The organism is Cyanobium sp. Copco_Reservoir_LC18 (assembly GCF_009834675.1).
Classification (GTDB): domain Bacteria; phylum Cyanobacteriota; class Cyanobacteriia; order PCC-6307; family Cyanobiaceae; genus Cyanobium; species Cyanobium minutissimum.
Map to the genome: position 1 here is coordinate 223520 of NZ_ASAC01000010.1, position 11812 is coordinate 235331.

Genomic DNA, 11812 nt, shown 5'->3' on the forward strand with positions numbered 1-11812 from the left:
CGATCAACCTAGATACGGGTTGGTCAGCAACTGGAAACGGCGAGATTATGGCGACAGTTATCTTTGTGATCGAACCCAAAAAACCAGAACAACAGCATCACCCAAGGGGGCTGGAAAGACGACGTTCGAACGAGGCGAGGTCGTCGAAGGTATCGGATCGCTGCCGCAGTTGCTCGAAGCTCCCATAGGCCTTGATGCGCCCCGCCTCGAATTCGAAGATGCAATCCGAACGCATCACGGTGGAGAGCCGGTGAGCGATCACCACCAGGGTGCAGCGGCGCCCGATCACCTCGATGGCATCCATCACCTCCGATTCGGTGCGGTTATCGAGGGCGCTGGTGGCCTCATCCAGCACCAGGAACTTGGCATCGCGGTAGAAGGCCCGCGCCAGGGCCAGCCGCTGTCGCTGGCCGCCCGACAACCGGATGCCGTTGTCGCCGATAGGGGTGAACAGGCCTAGGGGAAGTTCGGCGACGATATCAGCGAGCTGGGCGGCCTGGAGGGCCTCCCAGACACGCATCTGGTCCACTGCGTCAACCTCCTCGGCGAAGGCGATGTTCTCGATGATGTTGCCGTTGAGCAGATTGATCGACTGGGGTACATAGGCGCAGTTGGCCTGCCAGGCCGGCACATCGGCCTCATCCACATCGATGCCGTCGAGCTGCAAGGTACCGCTGGTGGGCCGCAGCAGGCAGAGCAGCTGATTGGCCGTGGTGGTCTTGCCGCTGCCGGTGGCACCCACGAAGGCGACACGCGAGCCGACTGGAATCGACATCGAGATGTCGTGCAGCACGTTCACGTCGGCGCCCGGATACCGGTAGCTGACGTTCTTGAGCCGGATCACCCGCTTGGGCATGACCCCATCGGGCGACGGCACCCCTTCGGAGCGGATGGTGAGTCGGGTCTCGGGCAGTTCGATCAGCTTGAGGGTCTCCTCCAGGTCAGGCAGACCGGCCCTCAGGGAGGTGATAGCCCGGAAGCTGTCCTGCAAGGGAGGGGTGAGCTTGAGGGAGGTGACCGCCACCGTGGCCAGGAACGGAATGATCTTCAGCAGGGCCCCAGGGTCCGGATTCGAAAGCAGGGGCAGCATCCCGGCCGCGAAGATCATCGTGATCCCCAGCGGCTCGATCAGGGCGCGTGGGGTCTCGGGCAGGACATCGGCCTTCCAGATGAAGGGGATGGTTTCACGGCCGGCCTGTTGGTAATGGCGCTCGAAGTAGGGCTCCGAGCCGGTGAGCTGCACATCGAGAATCGCGCGCATCGATTCCGAAAGGATCGTGTTGGTGCGCACCTCCAGCAGGATCCGCTGACGGGCGGCAAAGCGCAGGAAGGGGGTGATGGCGGTGGAGATGAGCAGATAGCCGCCCAGTAGGCCCACGATCAGCACAACGGCCATCAGCTTGCCGACGATCAGCATCCCGGCGGAGAGCAGGGCGATCACGAACACACCGCTGGCGAGCTGCAGCAGGGGCAGCACGACGATGTCGGCGACGCGCGACACGTTGATGAGAACCATGGAGGAGATATCTGACTTCGATTCGCCCAGAAAGTAGACATAGGGCTGGGCGATCAACTTGCGCTGCGCCATATCCGATAGATCGCGCCAGATCGACGCCTTGAGCCGCAGCTGAAACGCCCGCAGCAGCAGCTTGGAGAGCGAGGAAAACCAGGCGGCCGCCACGAAGGCCACCACCAGCACCACCACCTTGACCCGGGGATCTTCCGGTACCAGGCCTTCCCAGGGGATGGAGGGGCGGTTCTCTCCGCCGACGACGACCGTGAACAGACGGGCCACCAGGGCCACCACCACCAGATCGGCCACCCCGGCGAGAATCGCCAGCGGGATGAGACGCATCAGCGCCCGCTTGCGGCGACGCGGCAATTGGGCCAGAAGTCGCACCAAACTCTTGAAGGTTTGGCTTTTGCGAAACATCTGGTCAGACTTTTGCGGAAATCGTACCCGTGCGGCCAGAAGGGCCGCCGCCACGCCAGCCAGTCAGTTCAGTGATCGCCACATGGCCGAAAATCGGCGCCGCCACTGGTCGATCCGCAGGGCAAGCAGGGGGGGCGAGCGCAGCGGCGACGCCCCTCCCCGCAGCAGGTGGGTCCAGTGGGCGTCGATGGACTCCAGGGCCGAATGCCAGCGTTCCTGCAGCACCGGCTCGCTGCAGGCCTCCAGCAGGCTGGCGAGGCGGCCCGGCGGCGGCAGCCAGGCCAGCGGGTCGGCCACCGCCGCCTGGATCCGCTCCAGGTCGTTCTCCAGGCTGCCGCAGCCGATCTGGTGGCCCACCACCCCCGGATCAAGGCTGTCGGCCAGGGCGTGGTTGAGGCTGCTGAACACCACGCAGCCGCAGGCCATCGCCTCCAGCGGCGGCAGGCCGAAACCCTCGCTCACCCCCCGGCCTCGCCAGTAGTCGGCGGAGTCGTAAAGCACGACGGCCGCGCTGTTGAACAGGTCCACCAGGTCATCCACCCAGCCGCTCTGCACCTCCACCCGCAGCCCCCGCCGGCGCAGGGCCGGCACCAGCCGCTCCAGGACAAAACGGCTGTTCTTGCGCTGCTGCACGAGCACATCGATGGGGCGGCCGACGCCCGCGGGGGCCGCCCGATTGCCCCGCTCCAGCCACTGGGGCTGGAGGGCATTCGGCACCAGGAACAGGGGATGGCGGGGGGCCCGGTCGCCCCAGTAGCCGAGGGTGTTGCGGCTGACCGCCAGCACCGGCACCCCGGGCGGCAGCGAAAACCCGTAGCCGCTGCTGTGGGCGTGGTAGGCCACGGGCCGTCCCCGCAGCTGCCGCATCAGGCGGGGCACATCAAAGCCCCAGCTGACGATCCAGAGGGCGTCCCCGGGCGCCGGCTCCCGGGCCAGCAGGTCAGCCAGGAACGGGTGGTCGGGCTCACGGTTCCGGTAGGTGACCACCTCGGTGGGGGTCAGCTGGGAGGTCAGCCGGGCGGTCTGCAGTTCCACCAGCAGGCCACCACCGCGGAAGCGGCCGGTGGTGCCGGGAAGCAGGAAGCGGATCGGGCGCACGCGGTTCGAGGGGGCGGCGGCCGCCGCCGGCCTGGCAAACCTAGGCGGGCACGGCCTCGGTGCTGCCGGTGCGGGTGCGACGGGTGAGGAAGCCGAACAGCACCTTGCCGATCGCCGCCACCAGATTGCCTTCCAGCTCCTGGAACATCTTCATGTTGCAGTGGAAGGCCTCATTGGCCTCCGCCACAATCCGGTCGGCCATGGCCTGGTCGATGGGCAGGCTGTCGAGGGTGGCGCGGTAGTTGGCCTTGAAGGCCTTCTCGTCGTCGATGGCGTCGAATTCGTAGAAGCGCAGGCCATCATGCTCCCCCAGGTTCATCGCCTTCTGGGCGATGTTCTTGAGGATCTGGCCTCCGGAAAGGTCGCCGATGTAGCGCGTGTAGTGGTGGCCGACCAGCAGCTCGGGGCACTCCCGCGCCACCTGGTGCATGCGGGCCACATACTCCTGGGCCCCGGGGGTGGCGCGGATCTGCTGGCGCCAGTCACCGCCGAAATAGAAGGTGAGATCGGCCTCGAGGGACTCGCGGCGGTTGAGCTCGGGGGAGGCGATCGGACCGACCACCGGATGGTCGGCCAGCTTGCCGATCTCCTCCTCCATGGCGCTGTAGACGAACCACAGGTCGGCCACCAGGGTGCGATAGCTGGCCTTGTCAACGACCCCCTTGAGGAAACAGCTCACGAAGCCGGTGTTCTCGGCCATGGTGTGGGCTTTCTTCGTTCCCTCACGGAGTTGGGAAGCAAGGGCGACGGGCATGGGATCGGGAGGCTGCGCGGGCAGACGTACAAACGTAGGTGGGGCCTGCGGGAGGGCGCGGCAAGGTTGCGAAGGATTACGCGGCCCGGCTGCCGCCGGCCGACACATCGCCGAAGAGATCGAACAGCTCGCGGCACACCTGCTGCAGCACGCCGACCACCTCCTCGCTGGGGAGATGGGAACCCGAGGGCTGCCAGTCCCCCACCGTGGCCAGGCGCCAGCGCTCCGATTCGTAGGTGAGGCCGCGGATCAGCACGCCGAGCAGCCGGGGCCGTTCGCCGGACCCGACCGGCGCCCGCTCCAGGCGCAGCTGCACCAGCAGGGAGCGACACTGCAGACGGGGACTCCAGCCGGGGAAGTGGAAGGAGAGATCGAGCGTCTCCCGCTCATCGAAGGCCCGGGTGAGGGGATCGTCGCGCCAGGGGGTGAGGTTGGCCCGGGCGGCGGGGAAATGCAGGCGGAAGTGCCCCACCACCGCGGCGATCGCGGCGGCCAGTTCCACCGATCGGGCCTGGTCGGCCGCATTCATGCCGTTTCCCCTGAGCAGAAAGCCAATGTCCCCGAAACCTAGGCTCATCGGCGCGTTCCGTGCCGACTCAATGGCCACATACGAGAAGCTCACCGTCCCAGCCCGCGGCACGGCGATCCGATTCGAGGGCGGCCAGCCGATCGTTCCCAACGACCCGATCATCCCCTTCATCCGCGGCGACGGCACCGGCGTGGACATCTGGCCCGCCACCCAGCGGGTGCTGGACGCGGCCGTGGCCAAGGCCTACGGCGGCGAGCGCCGCATCGAGTGGTTCAAGGTGTATGCCGGCGACGAGGCCTGCGAGCTCTACGGCACCTACCAGTACCTGCCCCAGGACACCCTCACGGCGATCGAGCAGTACGGCGTGGCCATCAAGGGCCCCCTCACCACCCCGATCGGCGGCGGCATCCGCTCGCTGAACGTGGCCCTGCGCCAGATCTTCGACCTCTACTGCTGCGTGCGGCCCTGCCGCTACTACGACGGCACCCCCAGCCCCCACAAGCGGCCCCAGGACCTGGATGTGGTGGTCTACCGGGAGAACACCGAGGACATCTACATGGGGATCGAGTGGGAAGCCACCGATCCGGTGTGCGTGGAGCTGATCGCCCACCTCAATGACACGGTGATTCCGGCCAACGGCAAGCTCGGCAAGCGCCGCATCCCGGAAGGGGCCGGCATCGGCATCAAGCCGGTGAGCAAGGCGGGCACCCAGCGCCATGTGCGCAAGGCGATCCAGCACGCCCTGGGGCTGGAGGGCGCCAAGCGCCACGTGACCCTGGTGCACAAGGGCAACATCATGAAGTTCACCGAGGGGGCCTTCCGCGACTGGGGCTACGAGCTGGCCACCACCGAGTTCCGCGACCAGTGCATCACCGAACGGGAGAGCTGGATCCTGGGGAACCTGGAGGAGAAGCCCGGCCTCAGCATCGAGGACAACGCCCGCCTGATCGAACCTGGCTACGACAGCCTCACCCCCGAGAAGAAGGCCGCCGTCGACGCGGAGGTGGCCTCCGTGCTCGACGCCATCGGCGCCAGCCACGGCGACGGCAAGTGGAAGTCGATGGTGATGGTCGACGACCGCATCGCCGACAGCATCTTCCAGCAGATCCAGACCCGGCCCCAGGAGTATTCGGTGCTCTGCACCCTCAACCTCAACGGCGACTACATCTCCGACGCGGCGGCGGCGGTGGTGGGCGGCCTTGGCATGGCGCCCGGGGCCAACATCGGCGACAACGCGGCGATCTTCGAGGCTACCCACGGCACCGCCCCCAAGCACGCCGGCCTCGACCGCATCAACCCCGGATCGGTGATCCTCTCCGGCGTGATGATGCTCGAGTACATGGGCTGGCAGGAAGCCGCCGACCTGATCACCGCCGGGATCAGCGCCGCGATCGCCAACAGGGAGGTCACCTACGACCTCGCCCGGCTGATGGAACCCCGCTCCGAGGCCGTCAGCTGCTCCGGCTTCGCCGAAGCCGTGGTGCGCCACTTCGGAGGGTGAAGGCAGAGGGCCGGGACGGATCATCTGAAGATGGGCCAATGAAAAGCCTGGTGGGCCCCCAACGGCACAAGGACGCCGTCATGTCCTCTGTGGCGCATAGCGACGGGATGACGTCTTTGTTGAGACTGAAATCTCTTGCCGCTGCAAGGGGGATCAAATTCCTCCCGAAACGGGTGCAGTTGACGAACCTCTATAGACAGATCAATGGTGCAGCGCCGGATCTTCGGGCTCCACGGTTTCTTAGCGAGCAGATCCTTCATCGGATGTTCTACGATCGCGATCCTCTCCTGCGCACCTTCTGCGACAAGGTCGCCGCCAAGAAGTGGATTGAGGCTCGAATCGGGCCGGGCAGCACTCCACTTACTTTGGCAGTTACAGATAGCGTGGAGACCCTGGGGACTCTTCCCCTGCCGGACCGCTGGATGCTCAAGGCCAGTCACGGCAGTGGTTGGTATCAGCTGGTAAACGTCGCATCCACACCCCTTAACGGCGTGGTAATTGAACAGGCCCGAACATGGCTGAAGACTGACTACGCCGACCGATTTCAGGAGTGGGGCTACCGGAACCTTCCCCGCCGGCTGGTAGCCGAAGAGCTCCTTTGTTGCGCTGGCGGACAGTGCACCGAAGTCAGTGCGTTCTCTTTCCGGGGCCAAGTCAGGGGGATCCGCCTGTACCGCCCAAGCTATTCCCGCGCAGTCATTCGTGTAAGCCCGCCAGAGTTGCTCCGCACCAAGGAATGCTTTCTCGATGAGGGGTTGCAGTTGCTCCCTCTGATCAGGCCCCAACACGACCATTGTCCAGAGCTTGCGGCCACCTACCAGCATCAGCTGGAGCCCTTTCTCCACAAGGCAAGGGAACTCTCCTCGGCCACATCCTTCCTGCGGGTTGACGGTTACTTCACTGACAATGGCGTTGTGGTGGGGGAACTGACGCCCTACCCGGGAGCAGGGATCTGGCTGCGAATGCCGCGGCAGTGGGATGCCTGGTTCGGCGCCTTCTGGGAGTGAGTGCCCGACAGCTTGGGGGGCCGGACAAGCGATCAGAATGTCCGGCATGAGCCTTCCGTCCATCGCGACCAGCGGGTCCCCGGCTGCCGGGGCCCCCGGGGCCGGCTTCATCGCCGCCGACCCCTGCGTCCACTGCGGCTTCTGCCTGCCCACCTGCGCCAGTTACCGGGTGCTGGCCACCGAGATGGACTCACCCCGGGGACGCATCCATGCCCTCAAGGCCATCGACGCCGGGGAGCTGGCGCTGGATGCCACGGTGGCGAAGCATTTCGACACCTGCCTGGGCTGCTTCGCCTGCGTCACCGCCTGTCCGGCCGGCGTGCGCTACGACGAGCTGATCGAGACCATGCGGCCGCGGCTGAACGCACCCGAGCTGCGCAGCCCCGGCCAACGCGCCTTCCGGCGCCTGCTGTTCACCCTGCTCCCCTACCCCGGGCGGCTGCGGGCCCTGCTGGCTCCCCTGCGGGCCTACGCCGGCACGCCCCTGCAGGCCCTGGCGCGCCGCAGCGGCCTCACCCGCCTGTTCGGGCCGCAGATCGCGGCGATGGAGACCCTGCTGCCGCCCCTGCCCGCCCAGTCCTTCCGTGACGACTGGCCGGTGCTGGTGCCGGCGGTGGGGCCCCGCCGCCGCCGCGTGGGGCTGGTGCTCGGCTGCGTGCAGCGGGTCTTCGAGCCGGGGGTGAACGCCGCCGCCGTGCGGGTGCTGGCCGCCAACGGCATCGAGGTGGTGATCCCCCCCGACCAGGGCTGCTGCGGTGCCATGACCCACCACCAGGGGGAACTGGACCAGACCCGGGAGCTGGCGGCGGCCCTGATGGCCAGCTTCGAGGCGGTGATCGGCCCGGGGCGCCCGGCGGGCCCCGAACCCCTCGATGCCCTGCTGGTGGCCGCCTCGGGCTGCGGTCACACCCTCAAGGCCTACGACCAGATCCTCGGCACCCGCCATCCCGTGCTGGGGAAGGTGGCTGATCTGCAGGAATTCCTCGACGAGGTCGGGCTCAGCGAGGGCTTCCAGGCGGGTCTGCGGCCCCTGCTCCACGAGGACGGCACCTCCGCCAGCGCCGAGCGCCCCGTGCAACTGGCCTATCACGATGCCTGCCACCAGCTCCACGGCCAGGGCCTTGCGGCCCAGCCCCGGCGCCTGCTGGGCCGGATTCCCCATGTGCGGATCCGCGAGGCCACCGAAGCCGGCGTCTGCTGCGGCAGTGCCGGCATCTACAACCTGGTGCAGCCGGAGGAGGCCGCCGAACTGGGGCGGATCAAGGCCGCCGATCTGAGCGGCACGGGCGCCCAGCTGGCCGTGAGCGCCAACATCGGCTGCACGCTGCAGATCCGCCAGGCGATGGGGGCGCAACCGCGACCGCTGCCGGTGGTCCATCCGATCGAACTGCTCGATCGCAGCTACGCCGGTCCGGCCTGAGTGTCCATCCAGTGCCAGGCCTCCCACAGGGTGCCCGGGTCGCCGAGGTTGCCGGGGAAGGTGAGCACGGGCAGGGGCTCCTTCCTGGCCTCAGGGGCTGGCTCGGTGGCGCCGTCGGTGGCAGCCAGCACCAGCGACAGGCCCGGCAGCAGCTGGCCCTGGAGCTCCACCTGCTCCAGATCCAGCCCCTCGGCCAGCAGGGTGTGGGTGGTGATGCCCCCCTTGCTGATCAGATAGCCCAGGGCGGGAGCCACGGCGGAAGCCAGCCGGGCCATCACCCCCGCCAGGGCCAGGCCCAGCGCCCGGCGCTCGCCGGCATGGCGGCAGCGGGCCTCGCCACGGCTGGTGTAGAGCACCGGCGTGCGGCCCCCTGCCAGCACCTCCGCCAGGCGCCGCCCCCAGGCCTGCTCCAGGGAGGCCAGCAGCAGGGCGGGTTCCGGGCCCTCCAGCAACCGCTGGACCTTGGCCACCTCCAGTTCCACCCCGACGCAGTCCGGTTCCGCCAGCAGCCGCTCCAGCTGCCGGTCGGCCAGGGGCACGTGGGAGCCCACCAGCACCAGCCCCGGGAGGGGGCCGTCGTCGCCTCGGCGGCGCAGGGCGGCCAGGGCCGCCGGCGCCAGCGGCTGGGGCGGCAGCGACGCCAGGGCCTGGATCAGGCTGGCGGCGCTCTGGAACAGGAAGCGACGGGGACGCCCAGCGCCGGGGCCATCGCCTCGGCCGTTGGCGGGGCCCTCCTCCCCCGGGGATCCGGCGATCAGGGAGCGCACCGCGGCGGCCAGGGACGCGAGCTGGCCCTCGGAGGCGCCGTCCACCGCCACGCACACATTCCGCTCCAGGCGGGCCAGGTGGGCCATGAGGGCGGGGCCGCCGGCCTCCAGCTCCCGCCAGCCGATGCGGTCCACGGCGGTGGCGGGGATGCGGCCGCCGCTCTTCTCCTCCACCCAGTCCGGCAGATGGCTGGTGCCGTAGGCGAACAGGCCGTCCCGGGCGAAGGGGCTCTCGTGCACGGGCTGGCCCTGGAGCCGATGCACCCCATCGACGGTGGTGCGCCCCCCTTCCAGGAACGCCGGCACCAGCAGGGTGGCGTCGAAGGGGCCGAGCTCGGCGGCGATCACCTCCACCTCCAGCGGGAAGTGGCCCCGCAGGGTGGAATCGCCCCGGCTCACCACGATCCAGCCGCCGATGCGGCCGTCGGCCATGGCCTGGGCCAGGGCGGGCCCCAGGGCGCGGCAGATCTGCCGCACCCGCTCCGCCGCCGCCGCCGGCGCCAGGGCACGGGTGTTGGCCAGCAGAAACAGCAGCGGCGAGGGGTGGGCCAGGCCGGCCGCCAGCGTTTCGGCGTCCCAGCGCAGCAGCAACGGACAGCCGTGCACGGTCTGGGAGCCGGTGGGGTCGTCGTCGATGACGATGATCTTGAGACCGCCCCTGGGATCGAGGGTCGCCTGTGCCATGGCACCATCGTGCCGTGATGCGACCTGAGCCCAATGAGCTGCAGGAGCTGGTGCGGGACCTGCACCGGCAGGGTTCGGCCTGGCTGCCGGCGGGCCTGGGCACCCGGCTCGACTGGGGCCCGCCCCTCCAGGCCCCTTGCACGGTGGTCAGCTGCGCCGCCCTGCGGGGCGTGCGGGAGTTCAACCCCGGCGACTTCACCATCACCGTGGCCGCCGGCACACAACTGGTGGAGGTGCAGGAGGCCCTTGGACACCAGGGGCAGTGGCTGTCCGTGGATGCCCCCTGGGGGGACAGGGAGGGCGCCGCCGCCGGCAGCATCGGCGGCCTGGTGGCCCGGGGCCTGGCGGGCGGCTACCGCCAGCGCTACCTGGGGGTGCGCGACCAGCTGATCGGCCTGGCGCTGATGCGGGCCGACGGGGTGACGGCCAGGGCCGGCGGCAAGGTGGTCAAGAACGTGGCCGGCTACGACCTGATGCGGCTGTTCACCGGCAGCTGGGGCTCCCTGGGCCTGATCACCGAGCTGACCCTGCGCACCCTGCCCCGGCCGCCCCTGCGCCGCAGTGTCTGCTTCCAGGGAGGGGCCGATGATCTGGCCGGCCTCAGCCGCTGGCTGCTGGGCTCGAGCCTCAGCCCGGAGCGGATCGACTGGTGGAACGGCAGCCTCGCCGCCGCCGCCGGGCTGGACCCGGAGCCCCTGCTGCTGGTCGGCCTGGCCAGCGTCGATGCCGCCACCCTTCAGGAGCAGGTGCGCTGCCTGCAGGAGCGGTGCAGCCTGCCGGCCCGGGTGCTGGACGCCGCCACCACCGGCGCCTGGCTGGCCCAGGCCCGGGGGGGCACCGGCCCTGCGGCCCCCGCATCCCCGGGTGCCACCGCCGCCGCGCCCGCCTGGCTGCTGCGCCTCGGCGTCAGCCCCGATCGACTCGGCAGCCTGATGCAGGCCCCCGCTCTGGCGGGACTGGCCGTGGACATGGCGGCCGGCAGCGGCCTCGGCCTGGCCTGGTCAGAGCCGACGGGGTCCCAGCCTGCCCTGACGTCCAGCCAGGTGGGCGCCCTGCGTCGCCTCTGCGGCGAACTCGGAGGCCATCTCACCGTGCTGCGCCAGCCCCCGGACGCCGGCCTACCGGCCTGGTTGGATGCCCCCTCCCGCCCCCTGATCGAAGCGATCAAGCGCCGTTTCGATCCGGCCAGCCAGCTGGCCCCGGGCCGGCTCCCCGGCGTCGCTCAGAGCTTCTCGACGGTGTAGCGGCAGCCCAGCTCCAGGGAGTCCCCGGGGGTCACCAGCAGGCGCCGCTCCCCGGTGCTCAGGGCCCCCCGCGGGCCGCTCCAGGGCTCCAGGCAGAGCATCGGCCGGGGCGGATCGCTCCACACCACCACCAGATCCATCGGCGCCGCGGGGTGCAGCGTCACAGCCCGGCCGCCCGCCGGATCCACCAGCCGCACCGGGCCCTGGCCGCTGCAGAGGAAATCGATGCCCTGCTCCAGCCGGGACAGCTGATCGGCGGTGACGGCCGGAGCCATGGTGAGGTGGTCGAAGCAGTCCGCCGGCAGGCCTTCGAGCCGGACGCCGGAGAGATCGGCGACGGATCGAGATGGGTGCAGGCCCAGGCTGAAGGGGAGGGGATCGGTGCCGGCCTCGCCCCGGTGGCGGATCCGGGCCGTGATCGCCAGGGCCGCGGGCTGCAGCCGCAGCTCCAGCTCCAGGGCGAAGGCGAAGGGGAAGTGGGGGCGGCTTTGGGGACCGTCCTCGAGGCGCAGGGCCACGCCGCAGCCGTCGGCCAGCCGGGCGATGGACCAGGGCAGGTCCCGGGCGAAGCCGTGCTGGGGCAGGGGGAAGCGCCCCTGGCTCAGCACGAGCTCGTCGCCGGGGAGGTTGCCGCAGATGGGGAAGAGCACCGGGATCCCGCCCCGCACCGACCTGGCGGGGTCAGCGAAGCGCTCCGCGTCGAAGTAGAGGATCTCCTCTCCACCGCAGCACCAGCCGGTGACCAGCCCGCCGCGCTCGGGGGCGAGCGTGAGCGCATCGCCGCTGCGCGGATCGGTGAAGTGCCAGCGGGGGGAGGACCCGGTGGGGGGCTGCAGGGTCATGGGGTGGGGGGCGATGGCGTGGGGGGCGGTGGG

The 11812-nt window shown here is 69.7% G+C and carries 10 protein-coding genes; 4 read left to right on the plus strand and 6 right to left on the minus strand.

Annotated features, from left to right (window positions below):
• Positions 1 to 97: 97 nt before the first annotated feature.
• The 4 genes from L107_RS05200 to L107_RS05215 form a co-directional block, all read right to left on the minus strand.
• Positions 98 to 1855 (minus strand): ABC transporter ATP-binding protein, encoded by a 1758-nt coding sequence (locus L107_RS05200; protein WP_370515380.1) that lies wholly within the window; start codon positions 1853 to 1855, stop codon positions 98 to 100.
• Positions 1856 to 1996: 141 nt separating this feature from the next.
• Positions 1997 to 3031: a glycosyltransferase gene (locus L107_RS05205; RefSeq protein WP_159816750.1), complete on the minus strand. Its 1035-nt coding sequence runs from the start codon at positions 3029 to 3031 to the stop codon at positions 1997 to 1999.
• 40 nt (positions 3032 to 3071) lie between these two features.
• Entirely contained in the window at positions 3072 to 3785 is a 714-nt protein-coding gene (locus tag L107_RS05210; RefSeq protein ID WP_159816752.1) for a heme oxygenase (biliverdin-producing), read from the minus strand.
• Between the two features lie 76 nt (positions 3786 to 3861).
• A complete protein-coding gene (locus tag L107_RS05215; RefSeq protein WP_106221087.1) occupies positions 3862 to 4314 on the minus strand; it encodes a hypothetical protein in 453 nt (150 codons plus the stop codon).
• Positions 4315 to 4384: 70 nt separating this feature from the next.
• Between L107_RS05215 and L107_RS05220 the strand changes: the two genes are divergently transcribed.
• The 3 genes from L107_RS05220 to L107_RS05230 are packed head-to-tail and all read left to right on the plus strand — an operon-like array spanning position 4385 to position 8242.
• Positions 4385 to 5815: an NADP-dependent isocitrate dehydrogenase gene (locus tag L107_RS05220; RefSeq protein ID WP_159816754.1), complete on the plus strand. Its 1431-nt coding sequence runs from the start codon at positions 4385 to 4387 to the stop codon at positions 5813 to 5815.
• A 38-nt stretch (positions 5816 to 5853) separates the two neighbouring features.
• Entirely contained in the window at positions 5854 to 6822 is a 969-nt protein-coding gene (locus tag L107_RS05225; RefSeq protein ID WP_159816756.1) for an ATP-grasp fold amidoligase family protein, read from the plus strand.
• 46 nt (positions 6823 to 6868) lie between these two features.
• Complete coding sequence (locus L107_RS05230) at positions 6869 to 8242, plus strand: (Fe-S)-binding protein (protein WP_159816758.1); 1374 nt, start codon at positions 6869 to 6871, stop codon at positions 8240 to 8242.
• On the opposite strand, the gene L107_RS05235 is transcribed toward L107_RS05230, so the two are convergent.
• Positions 8224 to 9693, minus strand: a complete 1470-nt coding sequence (locus L107_RS05235) for a four-carbon acid sugar kinase family protein (protein WP_159816760.1) — start codon at positions 9691 to 9693, stop codon at positions 8224 to 8226. The two genes, L107_RS05230 and L107_RS05235, sit on opposite strands and share 19 nt — an antisense overlap.
• A 17-nt stretch (positions 9694 to 9710) precedes the next feature.
• Here L107_RS05235 and L107_RS05240 point away from each other — a divergent pair, with 17 nt between their 5' ends.
• On the plus strand, positions 9711 to 10937 hold the full coding sequence (locus L107_RS05240; RefSeq protein ID WP_159816762.1) for an FAD-binding oxidoreductase: 1227 nt from the start codon (positions 9711 to 9713) through the stop codon (positions 10935 to 10937).
• On the opposite strand, the gene L107_RS05245 is transcribed toward L107_RS05240, so the two are convergent.
• Positions 10916 to 11812: hypothetical protein (locus L107_RS05245; RefSeq protein ID WP_370515383.1), on the minus strand; the 897-nt coding region annotated here is incomplete at its 5' end. The genes L107_RS05240 and L107_RS05245 overlap by 22 nt on opposite strands.